The 19686-nt window shown below is 74.5% G+C and carries 13 protein-coding genes; 8 read left to right on the top strand and 5 right to left on the bottom strand.

Annotated features, from left to right (window positions below; genetic code table 11):
* The first annotated feature begins 229 nt into the window (after window positions 1-229).
* Window positions 230-2059 (top strand): phosphatidylglycerol lysyltransferase domain-containing protein, encoded by a 1830-nt coding sequence (locus tag ACFVX9_RS12165; RefSeq protein WP_079135728.1) that lies wholly within the window; start codon window positions 230-232, stop codon window positions 2057-2059.
* A gap of 172 nt (window positions 2060-2231) precedes the next feature.
* On the top strand, window positions 2232-3029 hold the full coding sequence (locus tag ACFVX9_RS12160) for a hypothetical protein (protein ID WP_380371312.1): 798 nt from the start codon (window positions 2232-2234) through the stop codon (window positions 3027-3029).
* Between the two features lie 37 nt (window positions 3030-3066).
* Here the strand turns inward: ACFVX9_RS12160 and ACFVX9_RS12155 are convergent, their stop codons facing one another.
* Window positions 3067-5895, bottom strand: coding sequence for a SpoIIE family protein phosphatase (locus ACFVX9_RS12155; RefSeq protein ID WP_387981495.1), 2829 nt, complete (start codon window positions 5893-5895; stop codon window positions 3067-3069).
* A 355-nt stretch (window positions 5896-6250) separates the two neighbouring features.
* On the opposite strand from ACFVX9_RS12155, the gene ACFVX9_RS12150 reads away from it, so the two are divergent.
* The 4 genes from ACFVX9_RS12150 (at window position 6251) to ACFVX9_RS12135 (ending at window position 11714) form a co-directional block, all read left to right on the top strand.
* Window positions 6251-7450, top strand: coding sequence for a rhodanese-like domain-containing protein (locus tag ACFVX9_RS12150; RefSeq protein ID WP_380482918.1), 1200 nt, complete (start codon window positions 6251-6253; stop codon window positions 7448-7450).
* A gap of 139 nt (window positions 7451-7589) precedes the next feature.
* Entirely contained in the window at window positions 7590-8249 is a 660-nt protein-coding gene (locus tag ACFVX9_RS12145) for a DUF5819 family protein (RefSeq protein ID WP_387981493.1), read from the top strand.
* The gene (locus ACFVX9_RS12140) at window positions 8246-9583 is read left to right on the top strand and encodes an HTTM domain-containing protein (RefSeq protein ID WP_387981492.1); all 1338 of its coding nucleotides are present in this window, start codon (window positions 8246-8248) and stop codon (window positions 9581-9583) included. The genes ACFVX9_RS12145 and ACFVX9_RS12140 overlap by 4 nt, the downstream gene beginning before the upstream one ends.
* A 10-nt stretch (window positions 9584-9593) precedes the next feature.
* Window positions 9594-11714 (top strand): FUSC family protein, encoded by a 2121-nt coding sequence (locus ACFVX9_RS12135; RefSeq protein WP_387981491.1) that lies wholly within the window; start codon window positions 9594-9596, stop codon window positions 11712-11714.
* 69 nt (window positions 11715-11783) lie between these two features.
* On the opposite strand, the gene ACFVX9_RS12130 is transcribed toward ACFVX9_RS12135, so the two are convergent.
* Window positions 11784-12452: a hypothetical protein gene (locus tag ACFVX9_RS12130; protein ID WP_380371323.1), complete on the bottom strand. Its 669-nt coding sequence runs from the start codon at window positions 12450-12452 to the stop codon at window positions 11784-11786.
* Window positions 12453-12551: 99 nt separating this feature from the next.
* On the opposite strand from ACFVX9_RS12130, the gene ACFVX9_RS12125 reads away from it, so the two are divergent.
* Window positions 12552-13259: a TetR/AcrR family transcriptional regulator gene (locus tag ACFVX9_RS12125; RefSeq protein ID WP_387981489.1), complete on the top strand. Its 708-nt coding sequence runs from the start codon at window positions 12552-12554 to the stop codon at window positions 13257-13259.
* A gap of 14 nt (window positions 13260-13273) precedes the next feature.
* Entirely contained in the window at window positions 13274-14029 is a 756-nt protein-coding gene (locus ACFVX9_RS12120) for an RNA methyltransferase (RefSeq protein WP_363368375.1), read from the top strand.
* A 40-nt stretch (window positions 14030-14069) separates the two neighbouring features.
* On the opposite strand, the gene ACFVX9_RS12115 is transcribed toward ACFVX9_RS12120, so the two are convergent.
* From ACFVX9_RS12115 to ACFVX9_RS12105, 3 genes are all read right to left on the bottom strand, one after another.
* Window positions 14070-15413, bottom strand: a complete 1344-nt coding sequence (locus ACFVX9_RS12115) for a peptidoglycan-binding protein (RefSeq protein ID WP_380371328.1) — start codon at window positions 15411-15413, stop codon at window positions 14070-14072.
* A gap of 302 nt (window positions 15414-15715) precedes the next feature.
* Window positions 15716-16729 (bottom strand): XRE family transcriptional regulator, encoded by a 1014-nt coding sequence (locus ACFVX9_RS12110; RefSeq protein WP_380371331.1) that lies wholly within the window; start codon window positions 16727-16729, stop codon window positions 15716-15718.
* Window positions 16730-17015: 286 nt separating this feature from the next.
* Complete coding sequence (locus ACFVX9_RS12105; RefSeq protein WP_380371334.1) at window positions 17016-19151, bottom strand: protease pro-enzyme activation domain-containing protein; 2136 nt, start codon at window positions 19149-19151, stop codon at window positions 17016-17018.
* Window positions 19152-19686 lie beyond the last annotated feature (535 nt).

The following is a 19686-nucleotide window of genomic DNA, read 5'->3' as shown; positions in this document are numbered from 1 at the left end:
GCGGTCCTTACCCCCGCCACATGGCGGGGGTGGGAATCCGCTACCCGGTTCACGCAATTCTCAGGCCGGGTGGGGAACCATGGAGTTGGCTGCCCTTTGTCGGCCTGCTCCATTCAGTGGGCGCCCGGTCGAGGTGAGGGCCGCCGGTCAGTCCGTCGGGCCCCTGCGGGCACCCGTCGCCGGGCCGTGTGCGGATGCGCCCCACCATCTGATCGTTTGGAATTGAGCTGTGTCGTCCACTGTGAAGTCGGAGCCTTCCGCCACGTCCACCGGGCCCCGGCCCGTCGGCGTGCTCGACCGCTGGCGCCCGCGGGCCGCCGCCGTCTCCGTGTGGTACCTCCGGCTGCTGGCGCTGCTGAACGTGGCGACGGTGCTGCTGGTGCCATGGGGGAACCAGGTCAACGAGCACAACGAGGGTGAGTACTTCACCCCGTACCTGATGACCTCGGGTCTGGCCAGCGCGGTGCTGGCGGTCTTCCTGGCCATCGCGATGCGGCGGCGCAAGCGGGCCGCCTGGATCTTCAACGCGGCCCTGGCCAGCATGTTCGCGGTGCTGTACCTGCTGGCCATGGTGATGCCCGGCGAGCGGTTCAAGGCCCACCCGCTCAACTACATCTCCACCGTGCTGACCTGCCTGTTCGTCCTGGCGCTGGTCATCGGGCGGAAGGACTTCACGTCCAAGGGCGACCGCTCCAACCCGAAGACGGCGGCGGCCACCTTCGTCGGCGGGCTGCTGTTCGGCGGGGTCGTCGGCGCGCTGCTGGTCTGGGCGACCAACGGGCTCGGCGGCGCGGGCTTCTGGGACCTCTTCCGCTACTCCGTCGGCCGGATGATCACGATCAACCCCTCGGAGCACCTGCGCTCGGTGATCTCCTCGCCGACCTGGGTCAACGCGGCGATCAACGCGATGGGCGCGGTGCTCTTCCTGCTGGTGCTCTACGTGGCCTTCCGCAGCCCGCGCGGCAAGGAGCTGCTGAACCCCGAGGACGAGGCGAAGCTGCGCTCGCTGCTGGACAAGCAGGGCGAGCGGGACTCGCTCGGCTACTTCGCGCTGCGCCGGGACAAGGCGGTGATCTTCTCCCCCAGCGGCAAGGCGGCGGTGACCTACCGGGTGATCGGCGGGGTCTCGCTGGCCTCGGGCGACCCGATCGGCGACCCGGAGGCCTGGCCGGGCGCGATCGACTCCTGGCTGGCCGAGGCCCGCGAGCACGCCTGGGCGCCGGCCGTGATGGGCGCCTCCGAGGAGGCCGGGGTGATCTACGCCCGGCACGGGCTGGACGCGCTGGAGCTGGGCGACGAGGCGATCGTCGAGCTGGACGAGTTCTCGCTGGACGGCCGGGCGATGCGGGTGGTCCGCCAGGCGTACAACCGGGTCAAGCGGGCCGGGTACACGACGCGGATCCGCCGGCACGAGGACATCCCCGAGTGCGAGATGGCCGAACTGGTGGCCAAGGCCGACCAGTGGCGTGACGGGGCGACCGAGCGCGGCTTCTCGATGGCGCTCGGCCGGCTCGGCGACCCGGGCGACGGCCGCTGCGTGATGCTGGAGTGCCACGACGGCGACGGCGAGCTCAAGGCGCTGCTGAGCTTCGTCCCGTGGGGCCCGGACGGGCTCTCGCTGGACCTGATGCGCCGGGCCCGGGACACCGAGAACGGCCTGATGGAGTTCATGGTCATCGAGCTGCTGCAGCGTGCCGAGGAGGTCGGGCTGAAGCGGGTGTCGCTGAACTTCGCGATGTTCCGTTCGGTCTTCGAGCGCGGTTCGCGGCTCGGCGCCGGCCCGGTGCTGCGGTTGTGGCGTTCCGTCCTGGGCTTCTTCTCGCGCTGGTGGCAGATCGAGTCGCTGTACCGCGCGAACGCCAAGTACCGGCCGATCTGGGAGCCCCGCTACCTGCTGTTCGAGAAGAGCAGCGAGATCCCGCGGATCGGCATCGCCAGCGCGCGGGCCGAGGGCTTCATCGTCGCGCCGAGCCTGCCCGCCCTGTTCCGCCGCCGGCACTCCGGGGCCGCCGTGGTGGCGCCCCGGCTGCCGGTCGCGGCGCGGGACGGGAAGGGGTAGCCCTCCGCCGGGGGGCGGAGGGGACCGGGCGGTCGGATAGGGGGTGACGTCAGGGATATCCCTCCCCCCAGAGGATGACCCTGATCCGCATCTATGCCGATGTGGATTTGTTAAGAGGCTTCTAATGTTGGAGTAGCTCAGAAAGTTCGGGGATTCGGGAGTAACGGTTGTGATGGACAGGACCCACGCGGGGGGCGTGCGGGAGGGGTCGCTGGCGCTGGCCAGATCGGCCGCTGCCGCCGAGTGGGGGACGTTGTACGCGACGGTGCGGGACGCGGTGGTGCGCAAGAAGTTCGCCGCCGTTCCGATGGCCACGGCGGCGACGTTTCTGATCCTCCTGTTCAGCATCACCCAGCACCTGCCGGGCGGTGAGCACTTCGTCAACCGCATCGGGGTGGTGAAGGCGGCGCTGCCGCTGGACGTCTCGCTGCTGCGGACCCCGCTCTCGCTGTACGTGCCGGCGCTGGACCTGCCGGTCTGGGGCGCACTGGCCCAGGTGTTCGTGGTCTTCGGCGTCGCCGAGATCGTGCTCGGCCGGCGGATGACCCTGGTGGTGGCCTACACCTGCACCCTGGCGGGCACGCTGTTCGCCCGGATCGGCGTGGCGCTCGGCCCGGATCACCTGTTCGGCTTCCCGAAGTGGGTCGCCTACGTGCGGGACACCGGGCCGTCGGCCGCGGTGGTGGCGCTGGCGATCTGCATCGCGTTCCGCTGCCGGGCCTGGTTCACCGCCGGCCTGGTGGTGGTCATGATGGTCGGCGAGGCGGTCGTGCTGCCGAACCTGGCCGGTCTGGAGCACGTGGTCGCGGTGATCACCGCGCTGCTGCTCGCCGTCTCGGTCGAGGTGTTCGGGGACTTCTGGCCGCGGGTGCTGGCCGGGGTCGGGGCCGCCACCTCGGTGGCCGCGACCGCGTCGCGGGAGGTCGCGGTGGAGGCCCGGCGGCGCCCGGCGGGCGCGCTCGTCCCCTGACCCACCCGCCGTCTGACGGCCGTCGGGCAGCCGGCCGTCAGGCGTGCGGCAGGGGGAGTTCGAACCAGACCACCTTGCCGACCGCCTTGCGGGCGGTGCCCCAGCGCTCGGCGAGCTTGGTCACCAGGGTGAGGCCGCGGCCGGTCTCGCCCAACTGCTCGGCCGGCTCCAGCGACGGCAGGTTGTGGTTGTCGTCGCTGACCTCGACCAGCAGCTTGTCCACCCGGATCAGCTGGAGCCGGACGCGGTCCCGGGCCACCCGGACGGCGTTCGTGACCAGCTCGCTGACCAGCAGCTCGGTGATGTCACTGAGCGCCTCCAGGTGCCAGCCGGCCAGCTGCTCGCGGACCAGCGAGCGGGCCCGGCGCACCTCGCGGTGGTCCACCCTGAGGTCCCAGGTGGCCACCTCGGACGGGGCGACCCCGTCGAAGCGGGCCACCAGCAGGGCGACGTCGTCCTTCCGATCGTCCGAGTGCAGCCGCTTGAGCACCACGTCGCAGGCCTGCTCGGGGCTCTGCCGCGGGTCGATCAGATTGCCGCACAGCGCGGCCAGGCCCGCTCCTATGTCGCCGCCCCGGACCTCGACCAGGCCGTCGGTGCACAGCACCAGCATCGAGCCGTCCGAGACGTCGATGGTCTTGGCGACGAACGGCACCCCGCCGACCCCGATCGGAGCGCCGGCCGGGATCTCCAGCAGCTCGCCGGAGCCGTCCGGGTGCACCAGCACCGGCGGGACGTGGCCGGCGCTGGCCAGCTCGCAGGTCCGGTTGATCGGGTCGTAGACCGCGTACAGGCAGGTGGCGAGGTGGTCGTCGCCGAGCTTGTGGGCCAGGTTGTCCAGGTGCCGCAGCAGCTGGCCGGGCGGCAGGTCGAGCGCGGCGAGGGTCTGCATGGCCGTCCGGAAGCGGCCCATCGCGGCCGCCGAGTGCAGGCCGTGGCCCATCACGTCGCCGACCACCAGGGCGACCCGGCTGCCGGGCAGCTGGATCGCGTCGAACCAGTCGCCGCCGACCTCGGCCTTCGGGTCGCCCGGCAGGTAGCGGTGGGCGATCTGGACGCCGGGGATCTGCGGCGGGCGGGTCGGGATCATCGAGCGCTGGAGGGTGGTGGCCACCCTGGCCTCGGCGCGGTGCAGCCGGGCGTTGTCCAGGGAGAGCGCGGCGCGGACGGCCAGCTCCTTGAGGGTGGCGGCGTCGCTCTCGTCGAAGGGGGCGCGGTCCGGCAGCCGGAGCAGCTTGAGGATGCCCAGCACGGTGCCCCGGGCGGACAGCGGCACCACCAGCATCGAGCGGCCGGAGACCACCTGGGCCAGCCGGGCCCCGCCGAGCGCGATCGCGTAGTCGACCGCGACGTCCGCGCTGATCACCGGGACCAGGACCGGCTGGTTCAGCTGCAGGGCCATCCCCGGCGGGGTGCGGCGAGGCATGCTGACCAGCGAGCCCTCGGACAGCACGTGGTCCCAGGCGCCGCCGGTCTCGTTGTAGACCAGGGCGACCCGGCGGAGCATGGTGTCGTCGTCCGGGCGGGCGGCCGGCAGCTCGGAGTCGGAGATCAGCCCGTCCACCAGGTCCACGCAGGCGAAGTCGGCGACCCGGGGGACCAGCACCTGGCAGAGCTCGTGCGCGGTGAAGCCGAGGTCCAGGGTGGTGCCGACCTTGCCGCCGACCTCGTTCAGCAGTGCCAGCTGCTCGCCGGCCTGCCCGTTGGTCAGGAACGGGCTCAGCCGCCCGGACGGGGCGCCCTCGGCGCCGGTGGGGGTCTGGTCGCTACGGCGGGGCGGACGGCCGTTGGCGGGCGGTTCGGCGGCGGCCGGCTCGATGGCGGCTCCTCCTCCGGTCGGGGACGGGGCGGTCGGGGGCGGGGTGGTCGTCGTCGGGGTGGTCGGGGCCGGGGTGGTCGGTGGGACGCCCGCCGGGGCGCCGACGGCGCCGGACGGCTGGGCGGCCGCGGACCGCTCGGCGGTCTCGCGCTGGGCCGGCAGCGGGCCGGGCGTCCGCCCCCGGACCGTCCGGGCCGGGGGCGCGGACTGCTCGGGCTGCGGCGGCGGGCCGACCCGGGCGGCGCGCTGCTGGGCGGTCGGGTAGCGGCGGCCGAGTCCGGCGGCGGCGTGCGCGGCGGCGGTCTGCGGGTCGGCGGGCAGGACCGGCAGCACGGTGGCCGGGTCCAGCCGCAGGGCGGGCAGACCGGCCTGGTCCAGCACGTCGAGCAGCAGCGCCCGGCGCGCGGCCGAACCGGCCGGCAGCAGCCCGGCCAGCCGGTCGGCCGACAGCAGACCGGCGCGCAGCCGGCCGGGCGGGGTCAGGGCCGCGCCCAGCCGGTGGAAGCCGCCCCGGGCGGGCGGGGTGGCGGCGAACGGCAGCAGCCGCTCGCCGAGTGCGAGCCGGGGGCCGGCGGTGCGCAGCGGTCGGGCGTCGGCGGCGAGGGCGAGCAGGCCGCCGAACGGGTCGGGCAGCGGCCAGGCCCACCAGAGCACGTCGCGCAGGTGCTCCTCGCGGTCGATGACGGCCAGCTGGCCGGCCCAGGGGCGCCCGTCGGCGGTCAGCGCGGCCAGGGTGTCCAGGGCGTCGCAGCGGCGGCGCACGGCGGACCCGGCGGTCTGGCCGGGGGCGGCGAGCGGCTCCACGGCGGGCAGCAGTCCGCTGGCCGGCCGGTCGTGGGCGACCTCGGCGCGGTGCCCGAACAGTTCCTCGGCGGCCCGGCTCCACTGGGCGATCCGTCCGGCCCGGTCGATCAGGACGAGGGCGAGCCGGACCAGGGCGCCCACGCCGGTCGGGTGGTCACCCGGTACGGCCTCGGCGTCCGCCGGACGCGGTGTGGAGTTGGACTCGGCCACCATGGATTCGGTCTGCTCCCGCCTGGCCGCCACGCCTGGAGGCGGCCGTCTCTCCGGAGGAAGGCACGCTGTGCGGAAACCCGGGGCGTGTCCTGTGGATCGTGCCGGGCTTGAGGGCGTGTCTGAACGAGTCCGCCGGGTGCCCGACGCCGCGCGCTGATCCGACGCGAATCATCAGACACGCCCTAGCGAAGCACGGACCGGCCCGGGCGTGATAGCGAAACGGGGAGATTCCTCAGGATCGGTTGCGTGCCGTGCGGCGCGCGCCGGTTCGCACTCCCCGTTCACCCGGACGGGGCTTTCGCGCGCGAGGGTAGGGTGGCAGGCCGGGCCACCCCGCGAGGCGGCTCCGCAGGACGCAGCCGGCCGGACGAGACAGAGGCGAGAAGTGACCGCGCAGAGCCCCGTCCGCTGGACGGACCCGCAGCAGCAGGAGTTGGAGGAGCGGGTCGCCGCCGCCGAACTCGCCTGGCTCAGCATGGACGTCGACGTGCAGACGCTGCGGGTCGAGATCGACAACTTCGCGCTGATCCACCATCAGCTGCTGGGTCCGCTCTACGCCCGGCTGGACGAGCTGGAGGCGCTGGTCGCCGAGGCGGTCGCGGCCAGGACCGGGCACCCCGAGGACCTCCGCCGGGCCGCCGAGGCCCGCCGGCAGGTCGACGAACTGCCCGACCTCGACGCGCTGTTCGACTCCGTCCGGGAGCAGGAGGCGGCCCCGCCGCCGCCCGCCGCGCCGGCCCGGGTGCGCCCCGGGCGGGACGCCCAGCGGATCTACCGCGAGCTGGTCCGCCGGGCCCACCCCGACCTCAGCACCGACCCGGCCGAGCAGCAGCGCCGGGCCGCGTTCCTGGCCCGGGTGAACGAGGCCTACGCGGTCGGCGACGCCGCCGCGTTGGAGGGCCTGTCCGCGGAGTGGTCCACCGCGCCCGAGGCCGCGCCCGGCACCGACTCCCCCGACCGGCTGGAGTGGCTGCGCCGCCGGCTGGAGTGGCTGACCGGCAAGATCACCGAGACCGCCACCGAGCAGGTCCGGCTGGAACAGACCCCGATGGGTCAGCTGCTCGCGCTGGCCCCGCAGGACCCGGACCGGCTGCTGGAGCAGCTCGCCGAGGAACTGCTCGCCAAGGCCGCCGCCCAGCAGGCCGAGCTGGAGCGGCTGCTAGGCGCCCCGGCCGCCCCGGCCGCGGCGGGCGACGGCCACCGGCAGCCGGTGGGCGACAATGGCACCGACCCGACCCAGCCCCAGGAGAGCCACACGATGTTCGCGCAGATCCCCTCCACCACCGCCGCCGCCGTGCCCGCCGACGCAGCCCTGCTGGACGTGCGCGAGCAGGACGAGTGGGACGCCGGCCACGTGGACGGCGCGCTGCACATCCCGCTCGGCGAGGTCATCGCCCGGATCGGCGAACTGCCGGACGGGAAGCTGTACGTGCTCTGCCGGGTCGGCGGCCGCTCCGCGCAGGTCGTCCAGTACCTGGTGCAGCAGGGCCGGGACGCGGTGAACGTGGACGGCGGCATGTACGCCTGGGAGGGCGCGGGCCGTCCGATGGTGAGCAGCACCGACCAGGACGCCTTCGTCCTGTAGGTCTGTAGGCCTGTGGCCTCGTAGCCCCGTGGTCCGGTGGCCCCGTCCGGCACCGTCGTGTTCGCCCGGTAGGGCAGGATGGGCGCGCGACCGCGCCGGGACGGGACCCGGGCGGCGCGCCGACCGGGCCGGGGAGGCCATGACGGAGACGACGGACCGCCCGGCTGCCGGACGGGTCTGGTCGACGCCCGCGCAGCTCGTGCTCGGCCTGACCGCGGCGGTGCTGGTGGTCGGCACCGGGTTCTTCCTCGCGGCGGTGTTCCTGCACGTCGCGCCGGCCAACTCGCTGTCCCGGCAGTACCGGGACGAGGTCGACGGCCTGGTGTACCCGGAGTTCGAGCAGAACTGGCGGCTGTTCGCGCCGAATCCGCTGCAGCAGAACGTCAGCCTGGACGCCCGGGTGCGCACGGCCGCCGCCGACGGCACCACCCGCACCCGCGACTGGACCGGGCTGACCGCGCAGGACCTCGCCGCGATCCGGCACAACCCCGCCCCCAGCCACGTCGACCAGAACGTGCTGCGCCGGGCCTGGGACTTCTACGACGGCTCGCACAACCCGCAGGACGAGGCGCTGACCAACACCCGCGGCAGGCTCGCCGAGCAGTACCTCAAGCGGATCGCGCTGCAACGGATCGGCCGGGAGGTGGACGGCGAGCGGATCCTGGAGATCGAGTTCCGGGCCACCGCGGTGACCGTCCCGCCGCCGTCCTGGAGCGGCGAGGCCGCGCCACCGGCGCCGAAGGTGCGGGAGCTGCCCTGGTGGCCGGTGGACGACGAGGACTACCGGGAGCTCGGGTGAGCGAGGTGTCGCCGGAGGTGTCGCCCGAACTCTCGCCCGACGTGGCGTCCGAGTTCTCGCCCGAGTTCTCGCCGGAGGTATCGCCGCAGCCCGAGCAGCGGTGGTCGGAGGGCATCCCGCGCCAGGCCGGGCAACCGCCCGCCGCCGGCTCTGCCCCCGGGCCCCGGCCCGACCCGGCGCCGCGCGGGCCCGGCCCGACCGACCTGGCGGCCCGGGCGATGGCGGCCTTCACCGGGCGCGCGCTGGGCCGCCACCAGGCCGCCGTGGTGCGGATCGGCTTCGGGCTGGTCTGGCTCGCCTACCTGCTGCGCGAGTGGCCCAACCGGCGGGTGCTGTACGGGGACCGGTCGCCCTGGTCGATGGACCTGGCCGAGCGGCTGCTGACCGACAACGGGGCGTTCACCGTGCTGCCGTGGTTCGGCGGGCGGCCCTGGTCCGAGCTGGTCTACCACCTGGCGGTGCTGGCCGCCGTCGCGGTGGTGCTGGGCTGGCGGACCAGGGCGAGTGCGGTGCTGTTCCTGGTCACCGTGCTGTCGCTGCAGAACCGCAACGTCTTCCTCGGCGACGGCGGCGACAACGTCGTCCACCTGATGGCGGTCTACCTGGTCTTCACCCGCTGTGCCGAGGTGTGGTCGCTGGACGCCCGGCGGGCCCGGCCGGGGCGGGCCGGGGTGGTGTTCTGGGTGCTGCTCGGCGCCGTCCTGGCGGCCTGCCAGGTCGGCGGCTTCTCCGGCGAGAGCCTCACCTGGACGGTCCGGACCTTCCCGTACGTCGGCTGGGCGCCGTTGTTCTGGGGGCTCTGGGCGGTGGCCGGGCTCTGGTGGACGCTCGGGCGGCTGCGGCCGGACGGCGAACCGCGCGCGGTGCTCGACGCGCTGGCGAACATGGTGCACAACTGCGCGATGCTGGTGATCGCCGTCGAGGTGGTGCTGATCTACGCGACGGCCGGCTGGTACAAGGTGCAGGGCTCGCGCTGGCAGGACGGCACCGCGCTGTACTACCCGCTGCACCTGGACTACTTCACGCCCTGGCCGTGGCTGTCCGGGCTGGTCGGCTCGGCGCTGCTGCCGGTCTTCCTGATCTCGTACGGCACGGTGGTCGTGCAGGTCGCGTTCCCGTTCACGTTGCTCAACCGGCGGGTCAAGAACGTGCTGCTGGCCGTGCTGCTGGCCGAGCACCTGGGGATCGCGCTGCTGCTCGGGCTGCCGGTGTTCTCGCTCGCGATGATCGCGGCGGACGCGGTGTTCCTGCCGACCGGCGCGCTGCTCTGGGCGGCGGCGCGGCTGCGGCGGATCCGGCGGTCACGAGCGCCGGTCGCCGAGGGCGTGCCCTAGGCTGACCCGTATGTCCTGGTTCGCCGCCCTTCGCGACACCGCGCGGACCGGACTCACCCTCGACCGGGCGCTCACCGACCCCAAGCGGGCCCTGCGCGGGGCCGTCGCGGTGGCGTTGGTGCTCTTCCCCACCCTCGCGCTCGGCGGGGTCGGGCTCGCCACCTCGGCCGCGATGGGCGCCTTCATCGCCGGCACGGCCACCTTCCAGCGCAGCTTCCGGCCCCGGGCCAGCCTCGCCGTCGCGGCCGGGGCCGGGCTCGGGGTCAGCACCTTCCTCGGCTACCTGGCGGCCGGGGTCCCCGGGTTGTTCCCGGTGCTGCTCGCGGTGTGGGCCTTCGGCGCCGGGCTCGCCTGGGCGATCGGGCCGACCGCCGGGGTGGTCGCGACCAACACCGTCTCGGTGATGCTGATCGTCGTCCAGCTCCCGGTCAGCGCGACCGCCGCGCTCGGACACGGGCTGGTCGCCGCCCTCGGCGGGGTCGTCCAAGCCGTCGTCATCACCCTGTGGCCGATCGGGAGCTGGAGTGCCCAGCGGGACGCCCTCGCCGACACCTACGCGGAACTCGCCGACTACGCGCGCAGGTTGAGGCAGGATCCGACCGCGCACGTCGACCCGGCGCCGTTCATGACGGCCCGGCACGCCGCCGCCCTGACCCCCTGGCAGGACCGCCACCGGCCGGCCGAACTGCGCGGCCTGCGCGGCCTCGCCGAGCGCATCCGGCCCACCCTGGCCGCGCTCGCCGACCCCAAGGTGGGCGCCCCGGAGGAGGGGCCCGAACGCGACCGGGCCCGTGAGGTGCTGGCGGCCGCCGCCGAGGTCATGGACGCCCTGGCCCGGGCCGTCCGCACCGGCGACCCCGTCCGGCTGCCCCGCTCGGCGCCCACGCTCACCCTGGTCCCGCCGGACGAGGGGCCGCGGCTGCAGGGGGCGGCCCGGCGGTCGGCCCGCCGGCTGGGCGGGCTGCTGCGCAAGGCCGCGGACACGCTGGAGCGGGGCGACGCGGACACCATCACCACGCCCGTGATCGGCGCGGGCGGGGCGCTGCACAAGCCGTCGATCCTCCGGATGCTGCCGGTCGCGCTGCGGACGGTGCGCCGGCAGCTGCGGCCGCGCTCGGCGATCTTCCAGCACGCCGTCCGGCTCGCCGGGGTGGTCACCGTCGCCTACCTGCTGGCCCGGCTGGTCGGCTTCCACCACGGCTACTGGGCGCCGATGACCGCCGCGATGGTGATGCGGCCGGACTTCGCCCAGACCTACAGCCGGGGTGTCGCCCGGCTGGCCGGGACGGTCGTCGGGGTCGCCGTCTCGACGCTGGTGGTGCAGCTCACCCACCCCGGGGAGTGGGTGCTGGCCGCGCTGGCCGTGCTGTGCATCGGCGGGTCGTACCTCGCGTTCCGGACCGGGTACGCGCTGACGACGGTCGGGATCTCGACGTACGTGGTGTTCCTGCTCGGGCTCCAGGCCGGGAACCCGCTCACGACGGCCTTCGAACGGGTCGGGCTCACCCTGCTCGGCGGGTCGGTGGCGCTGGTGACGTACGCGCTCTTCCCGACCTGGCAGACCGCCCGGCTCGGGGAGCGGCTGGCCGAGTGGCTCGCCGCCGCCGGGCGGTACGCGGCCGCGGTGATCGCCTGCTACGAGGACCCGGCCGCGCCGCGCGGGCGGGCGGTGCGGGCCGCGCTGCTGGACTCGCGGGAGGCCCGCTCGGAACTGCTCCAGGCCATGCAGCGCGCCGACGCCGAACCGGGTCGGCACGCCTCCGGGCTGCCCGGGGTGTCCCGGCGCCAGGTCGACCGGGCCCGGGCGGCCGTCGGGCACCTGGGGCGGGTCGCCGTCCTGCTGGAGGCGCACCTGCCGGCCGCCGACGCCGACCCGGTGCCGGGGACGGCGGAGTACGCGGAGGAGCTGCGGCTGGCCACCGCGCTCGCGGGGGCGGCGCTGCTCACCGGGCAGCCGGTGGAGTTCGGCGCCGTGCGGGAGGCGCAGGCGCGGCTGGAGGAACGGCTGGCGCAGGCGCCGGCGGGGGTGCAGCGGGACGTGGTGCGGGCGGGGACGCGGCTGCTGGGGCAGGCGCTGAAGGACCTGGAGCGGGCGCTGCGGGGGCGGGAGGACGTGCGGGGGCCGCAGTAGGCGCCGTTCGCCCCTCCTGGAAGGGCGAACGGCGGGGGCGAACGGAGGGGGGCGAACGGCGCCGGGGCGTCAGGCGGCGCGGGCGGCGGCCTCCAGCCAGTTGGCGAACTCGCAGGCGAAGTGCCACTGGTGGCCGGTGCCGAGGAGGGCGGGGGCGGCCTCGGGGAACTGGACGGTGAGGCGGATCCGCAGGCCGTCCGGGGTGTCGGCGAACTCGTGCATCACCCGCAGCACCTCGGTGCCGTCGGCGAGGGTGCCGGTGCCGCCGATGCGGACCGGGAAGGCCTGGTGGCCGGGCCCGGCGATCGGGACGTCGTCGTGGAAGCGCAGGAAGAAGCGGGCCGGGCCGGTGCCGAGGGTCTCGATGATCTCGACCCGTTCGCCGGTGGAGTCGGCCAGGTAGTGCTCGGGGTTGGCGGCGAGCAGGGCGTCCCGGTCGGGGGCGTGCAGGCGGCCCTGCCACCAGGTGAGGAAGCGGGCGGCGTCGATGCCGGTGGCGGTGAGCTCGGTGACGGCGGTGCTCCACCGGCCGCCGGAGGCGTGGGCCCAGGCGGCCAGGGCGGTGTCGGCGGCGGTGGTGTCGGGGGTGAGCAGTTCGCGCGTCCGGTCGTCGCCGAGGCGCTGCTTGAGCAGGCGCAGGGCGGTGCGGGCGCGGTCGAGCTCCCAGGCGAGGACGGCCTCGCGCGGGTGGCTGGTGCCGTCGATGTCGGTGTGGACGGTGAGCGCGGTGGTGGTCACGGCGTCACTCCTCGGCTCCTCAACGATGCGGAGAGATTTTCTCCGCTTCACTGGACGCTAGCATAGGGGGAGAGAATTTCTCCGGTTAGGGAGTTGCCGATGAGGGCCGACGCGGAACGCAGCCGGCGCAGGATCCTGGACGCCGCCTGCGAGGTGTTCCTGGAACGGGGCCCGGACGCCCCGCTGGACGCCGTGGTCCGGCGGGCCGGGGTCGGCCCGGCCACCCTCTACCGGCGCTTCCCCGACCGGGAGGCCCTGGTCCGCGCCCTGGTCACCGACCTGCTGGCCCGGCTCGCCGAGGCCGCCGCACAGGCCCGCCGCGACGAGACCGACCCGTACCGGGCGCTGCGCCGCTTCGTGCACGCCGCCGCCGACCTGCGGATGGGCGCGGCGATCGTGGTGCTGCTGGAGCGGCTGGTGGTGGACGAGGACCTGGTCGCCGTCCGCCGCGACGCCGTCACCGCCGTCGAGGCACTGCTGCGCGCCGCCCAGGACGCCGGGCGGCTGCGGGCCGACGTGGGGATGGGCGACCTGGTGCTGCTCTGCGTCCGGGTGTCCCGCCCGCTGCCGGGCGCGCTGGCCGCGCTCGACGCGGACGGCTCGCTGGTCCACCGGCACCTCGACCTCGCGCTCGCCGGGCTGGCCGCCGATCCGGACGGCCCGACCGGCCGGCCGCTCGGCTTCGACGAGGTGATCGCCGCCGCCGGCCGCCCCGGCGAGCCCGACCCGGGCGGGATCGTCCCGGGCGGGGTGGCCCCGGATCAGGTGGCCCTGGATCGGACGGCCTCGGACGAGGTGGCAGAGTGAACGCCATGAACGCCATGGACGACGAGGTGCTGCGGGCGTGGCGGGCGGCGGAGCGGGAGCCGGGGGCCGTCCTGCTGGACGGGTTCCACCCGCTGAAGCACGCGCTGCGCTTCGGCGGGGACGTCCGGCGGGTGCTGACCGCCGACCGGGCGGCGCTGCTGGCCCTGGCCGGGGAACTGGCGCCGGACGTCGCCCCGGCACTGGACGCGCTGGCGGTGGAGTTGCCCGAGGACCGGCTGCGGACGCTGGCACCCCGGCTGCACCCGACCGGGGTGGTCGCCCTGGCCGCGCGGCCGTCCGTCGGGGCGAACCTGGCGGCCCTGGCCCGGCGCCCGCGCCCGGCCCCGGTGGTGCTGCTGGAGAACCCGCGCAACCTGGGCAACGTCGGGGCGGTGATCCGGCTGGCGGCCGGCTTCGGCGCCACCGGCGTGGTGACCACCGGCGATCTGGACCCCTGGCACCCGACCGTGCTGCGCGGCAGCGCGGGCCTGCACTTCGCCACCGCGGTGGAGCGGCTGGCCCTGCCGGAGCTGCCCGCCGGGCCGCTGTACGTGCTGGACCCGGAGGGCGCGGACATCCGGACGCTGCCGTTCCCGGACGACGCGCTGCTCGCCTTCGGCACCGAGCGGCACGGCGTCTCGGCGGAGCTCAAGGCGCGGGCGGACCACCTGGTCTCGGTGCCGATGCAGCCGGGGGTGTCCAGCTTCAACCTGGCCACCAGTGTGGCGATGGGCCTCTTCCACTGGATGTCGTCGAAGCCGCGGGGGTGAGGCGTGGCGCCCGCCGGGCGGGCACCACGCCGTTCACGGGCTAGGCGAAGAGCCGGCGCCAGGTGTCCGGGCCGGGGTAGCCGTCGGCCTCGGCGCCGCGCCAGCCCTGGGCCTGCTGGAAGGCCTGGACGGCCCGCCGGTCGCTCTCGCTCCAGCGCGGGCCGGGGCCGACGCCGTACGAGCCGCCGAAGCCCTTGCGGACCAGCTGCTCGCCCAGCAGGCGGACCTGGTCGTTGTTCTGACCCGGCCCGAAGTACTGCCGGCCGGGGAAGGCGGGCGCCCCGGTGCCGGGCCCGACCGGCGGCGGTGGCAGCGGGGTGGTGCCGGCGCCGATGGCGCGGCCCTTGCCGTTGACCAGGTAGTCCCAGGTGTCCTTGCCGGGGATGCCGTCGGCCTCGGCGCCGCGCCAGCCCTGGGCCTCCTGGAAGGCCTGGGTGGCCCGCCGGTCGGCCTCGCCCCAGCGCGGGTCGGGCCCCTCGGAGTAGAACCGGGCGCCGCCGCGCTGCACCAGCAGCCGGCCGAGCTCGGTGACGTACGCGTTGTTCGCGCCGGGGCCGAACTTGTCCGCGCCCGGGAAGGCGGTGGCCGGGGCGCCGTCGTTGCTGCCGCCGGACAGGCCGGTGTAGCGGTACGGGACGTAGGCGCCGGAGTTGTTCCAGTAGGCGTACGGGGTGTCGCGCTTCTTGGTGCCGGGGGAGGTCTGCTCGTAGGCGAGGTAGCGGGTGAGGGAGGAGTCCGTCCAGCCGCCGAAGATCGTCACGTGCGACCCGGACTGCGGGCTGGCCGGGTTGTTGTAGATCAGCACGTCGCCGGGCTGGAGGTCGGCCTTGCCGATCCGCTCGGCGAAGTTCGGCAGGGTCCAGGTGGTCTGGCTGCTGCCGAGGCCCCAGGCCATCGAGACGAAGCCGGAGCAGTCCTGGCGGTAGCCGTCCGACCAGTAGCTGCCCATGCCGTACGGCACCTGTTGGTCGACCCAGCCCTGGGCGCGCTGGATGATCTGCGCCCGGGTGGGCGGCTGGGCGGCGGCGCGCGGGGCGGCGAAGGCGCGGGCGCCGGGCGCTTGGCCGTAGAGGCCGCTGACCTCGCCCTGCGGGGTCTGCGGGGGCTGGGCGGTGCTGCTGCCGCCCGGGGTGGGGCCGGGGGTGGGGGCGGCGGTGGCGTGTCCGGCGGCGGCCGTCCCGCCGCCCACCGCGGTGCCGACGGCGGCCATCAGCACGGCGGCCCGGCGGCGGATGCTGCGGGCCGCGGCGTGCCCGCCCTCGTGGACCGGTGCGGCGTGCCGCCGGGCGCGGCGGCGGGCGCTGCAGCCCCCGCATATGCAGTCCTCGTCCGGTTCGACCTCGTCGAACTCCAGCAGCGGGGACAGGTGGTCGGTACGGGTCATGCTCCGCCTCTTTCCTGCGGTCTTCCTGGTCGACGCCTGACGGCGTGACAGGACTGGCCTTCCCGGGCCGGCCCCGCGTGTTATCGGGACCAAAGTCCCAAAGCGGGCGGAAGGTGGCACGGCGGATTGCGCCGGACGGGTGACAACCGTTCGGCGGCCCGGGCGTGGCGGGGGCGAGGAGGAGGCGGTAGTGCCGGCGCGGGGCCTGGCGGTCGGTCAGGCGTGGCGGGGGTGCGCGGGCCGGTTCGAGGACGGCGGGGGCGGCTGGATGTCAGGGATGACTGGACGCCGGGAGGGGGCGGCTACTGCCACTCCCAGCGGATGCCGATGTGCCCGGGCTGCTGGTCCGGGGCGAGCACGTGGGCACTCGCGGAGGCGCCGATCCAGAGCTGCTCGCGGCGGTGGTCGACGTCCGCGCCCGGCTCGCGGTCGTAGCGCTCGCAGTGTGCGGGGACGGCCGCCGGGTCGAAGTGCACCTGGAGCACGTACTCGCGCACCGGGGTGGCGAAGCGGCGGCTGTACTCCAGCGTCGGGCCGCCCGGCGGGATCTCCACCTCGTACTCGAAGACCGTGCTGTCGCCGAGCGCCAGCGGGCGGTCCAGCATCAGCTCGCCGACGGTCAGGCCGGTCTCCGGGCGGCGCCGGACCCGGCCCAGTCGGCCGTGCCGCACCGAGGTGATCTCCGGGCAGCCGGTCGCCTCCTCGTCGGCCTTGTGCACGACCAGGCAGCGGCCCACGCCGCCGACGGTGGCGCGCACCACCTGGCGCATCCGCAGCAGGTTGCCGCGCCGCTCGGCGTCCACGTAGTACGAGTCGTGGATGCTCAGCCGCTCCAGTTCGCCCTGCGGCGGGGCGTCCAGCTCGGCGAAGATGTCCGCGATCTGCCGTTCGCCCGGCCAGACGTCCTCCAGGCCGAGGTGGCAGGTGTTCGCGACGGCGGCCCAGCGGCCGCGCGGGCGGGGCGGGCCGAGCAGCGAGGTGAGCGCGCTGTGCGGCAGTCCGAGCAGTTCCTCCAGCAGGTGGACGGCCCTCAGCGAGCTGGCCCGTTCGGGCTGGCTGCGCCCGCGCCGCCAGTAACTCAGCGTCGTGACGCTGACTCTGACGCCACGTTGGGTGAGGGCGGCTCTGATCCTGTCCAGGCTGAGGCCGCTGGCCTCGATGGCCAGGTGCAGGGTGTCCGCGAAGCCGCCCGGGGCGGTGGCCCGCCCGGCGTGCGCGGGTGCCGGAGGCGGTGCGGGTACGGACGGGCCGGGGCGCTCCGGGCGCAGTCCGACCAGCCGGAGTCGCGCGGAGTCCTGAGGCTGCTGTGCGGCCATGCGGTGACCCTCCCCGCCAGGTGAGTTCGGAGGGGCCTGGCCGGCGCCGAGGCTCGCCGCCGACGGCTTCACCGAGCTTTGGGGAACCCTATGCACGGTCGAGAGGCTACGTCATCAGTCGTGCGTATGACAGGGGTCACGGCAGGTGAACCGAAGGGTTAGTGATCTTGAAACAGTTCGGAAACACACGCCCGCGCCGCCCGCCGCGCCGGGCGGACGCACACCGCCGGGGCGGGCCCTGTCGGCGCCGCCCCGGCGGGGGTCAGGTGGTGCTACCCGCTGGTGGTCAGTTGACGTTCAGCGCGACGTCGTCGATCACGAAGCTGGTCTGGTTGGAGCCGTCCTCGGTGCCGGTGAACTTGATGGTCACGCTCTTGCCGGCGAAGGAGGAGAGGTCCAGGGTGCGCTTCACGTAGCCGGCGGCGGCGTTGACGTTGGAGTACGTCGCCAGCGTGGTGCCGTTGGCCTGGACGGTCAGCTTGTCGTACGCGGTGGTGCCGGTCTCCGCGGTGTCGATGTGCAGCCAGAAGGTGAGGCTGGCGGACTTGCAGCCGGCCGGCACCGAGACGGTCTGCGACAGGGTGTCGGTGTGGGCGCTGCCGTAGCCGTCCAGCCAGGCCTTCCAGCTGCCCGAGTGGGCCGCCTGCGAGGAGCTGTTGTCGACCACGCCGCTGGAGGTGGTCCACGGGGCGGCGGTGCCGGTCTCGAAGCCGCCGTTGCCGACCAGCTGGGCCGCGGTGCAGCCGCCGGGCGGGGTGGTGGAGCCGCCGCCGAGCAGGGCGGTGGTCAGGCCGTCGGCGATCGGGGTGCCCCAGCCGGTGACCTGGTCGTAGCCCGTCCCGGCCGGGAAGTCCTGGTTGGAGCCGCTGGTCACGTCGTGGAAGGCACCCGAGTAGTTGCTGCTGTTCGCGACCGCGTACAGCTTCGGGCTCGCCTCGCCCAGCACCGGCTGGCCGGCCGCCTTGGCCTTCTGGTTGAACTGGGCCGCGTAGCCGGCCCACAGCGGCGCCGCCGCACTGGTGCCGCCGTAGACCTGCCAGGAGCCGGCCGTGTAGATCGCGAAGCCGCTCGCCGGGTCGGCGTTGGAGGAGACGTCCGGGACGGTGCGCATGGTGCCGCTGCCGGTCTGCCAGGTCGGCTTGCCGAACACGGTGGAGACACCGCCGCCGGCGCCGCTCCAGGCGCTCTCCGAGGAGTACGAGGTGCCGGACACCTGGAGGTTGGTGCCGCCGACGCCGGTCTGGTGCGGGCTGGACGCCGGGAAGTCGACCGCCTTGACCGACGAGCCGCTGGTGGAGCGGGTGCAGTCGCGGGAGCCGTCGTCACCGGAGGCGGAGAAGATCGAGATGCCCTGGGCGGCGGCCTGCTTGAAGGCGTTGTCCACGGCCGTCATCGAGGCGGCGGTGGTGTCCGGCTCGCAGGAGCCCCACGAGATCGAGATGACCGAGACCTGGTTGTCGGCCACGATCTTGTTGGCCATGTCGATCTCGCCCTGGTCGCTGTTGGGCGCCTCGTAGACCAGCTGGGTCGCCTTCGGCGCCGCGCCGCGGACGATCTCGCTGTCCAGCTCGACCTCGCCCTGGCCCTGGCCGGGGGCGGAGTCGTAGTTGGCGCCGTCCACCGAGACCGTGGAGACGGCCGGGCCGGACAGGCCGTACTGCGAGTCGTAGGTGGTCAGGTTGGAGGACGAGTAGCCGTCGAACTCCCAGAGGGCGACCGTCGTGCCGGTGCCGTCGGCGCCGGTCTTGTTCAGGTTGTAGGCGCCGTCGTACTGCGACGGGCCGAAGCCGCTCGGGGTCGAGGAGGCCGTGTGCGGGGTGACCGAGTTCGGCTTGGCCAGGCGGTTCTTGCGGACCGCGTGGTTGTCCAGGCCGCTCACGCCCTGGACCACGTCGGCCAGGTCGGCCGGGACGGAGGCGGCGGCGTCGTTGGCGAAGAAGGCGCGCTGCAGCTGCGGGTCGACGTAGGAGCTCTCGTGGGTGCCGAAGGCCTGCGAGATCTGCGCGTTGGTGCCGTGGGCGCTGACCACCTGGCGGTTGGCGCTCACCTCGGTGACGGTCAGGCCCTGGGCGGCCAGGTAGGTCTTGACCTGGTCGACGGCGGCCTGGGTCGGCCCGAACCGGGCGGTGAACTGCTCCGGCGTCAGGTACTTGCCGAACTCGGGGGTGCCGGGGGTGGCGACCGCGGTGAGGAAGTGGTCCAGGGCGGCGGTGTCACGCAGCTTCAGGCTGACGGCCACCGAGATCTGCTGCTCGGCCGGGACGTCGCCCTTCTTCTCCGAGTGGGCCACCGCCGGGTTGACGGTGTTCGGGAGCGCGACACGGGGAGCGGGGGCGGCCTGCGCGGTGGAGACACCGAGCGAGACGGCGGTCAGCGGCAGTACGGCTATCGCCGCGGCGAGGGCAAGGGAGCGGGGGCGCAACGGATCCTCCTCTGGCCGGCTGTGGGGGCCGGCAAGGGGCCAGAGCGTTCCGGAGTCGAAAACGCTGGCTAGAACATGACAGAACCAGTGCGCAAAGTGGCTCATGGTCAAGCAATTCGTTGCTAAAAAACAGTCAACTGTGGACACCCGGAATGCGGGGATTCCATACAGTGAATGGCCCGGATTCCGGAACCGGTCCCTACCGGTGGGGGGGCGGAAGGGACGGACGTGGAATCGGGTGGGGCCGGGCGGGAAGCACGGCCGGCGTGGGCCGAATGACGACGCGCGGAAATCGGGCGCGGGCGGCGCGGAACTATGTGAAAGGCGCGGCCCGGAAGCTGCTCTGACGTCGGGCCGGGCGGGACCGACGGAGGGGGCCGGGAGGGTCTGACGGAGGGCCTGGAAGCCCTGACGGCAGGCCGGGGCGGGGGGGGGGGGGGGGGGTCTAAGTGCCGGCCCAGAACCCGCTGCGACCCGACGGCGCAGTCACCCGATCGCATGCCCAGACCTATTCGCCCACTGCCCCTCCCTTCCC

It is taken from the genome of Kitasatospora sp. NPDC058243 (assembly GCF_042882025.1).
Classification (GTDB): domain Bacteria; phylum Actinomycetota; class Actinomycetes; order Streptomycetales; family Streptomycetaceae; genus Kitasatospora.
Note: the sequence above shows the minus strand (reverse complement) of the source record. Positions and strands in the feature narration are given on the sequence as shown.

Excerpts from the sequence above, each read along its gene's own strand:
- ACFVX9_RS12160 (WP_380371312.1), top strand. The coding sequence starts at position 2,232 with ATGGACAGGACCCACGCGGGGGGCGTGCGGGAGGGGTCGCTGGCGCTG.
- ACFVX9_RS12145 (WP_387981493.1), top strand. The coding sequence starts at position 7,590 with ATGACGGAGACGACGGACCGCCCGGCTGCCGGACGGGTCTGGTCGACG.
- ACFVX9_RS12135 (WP_387981491.1), top strand. The coding sequence starts at position 9,594 with ATGTCCTGGTTCGCCGCCCTTCGCGACACCGCGCGGACCGGACTCACC.
- ACFVX9_RS12125 (WP_387981489.1), top strand. The coding sequence starts at position 12,552 with ATGAGGGCCGACGCGGAACGCAGCCGGCGCAGGATCCTGGACGCCGCC.
- ACFVX9_RS12120 (WP_363368375.1), top strand. The coding sequence starts at position 13,274 with ATGGACGACGAGGTGCTGCGGGCGTGGCGGGCGGCGGAGCGGGAGCCG.
- ACFVX9_RS12115 (WP_380371328.1), bottom strand. The coding sequence starts at position 15,413 with ATGACCCGTACCGACCACCTGTCCCCGCTGCTGGAGTTCGACGAGGTC.
- ACFVX9_RS12110 (WP_380371331.1), bottom strand. The coding sequence starts at position 16,729 with ATGGCCGCACAGCAGCCTCAGGACTCCGCGCGACTCCGGCTGGTCGGA.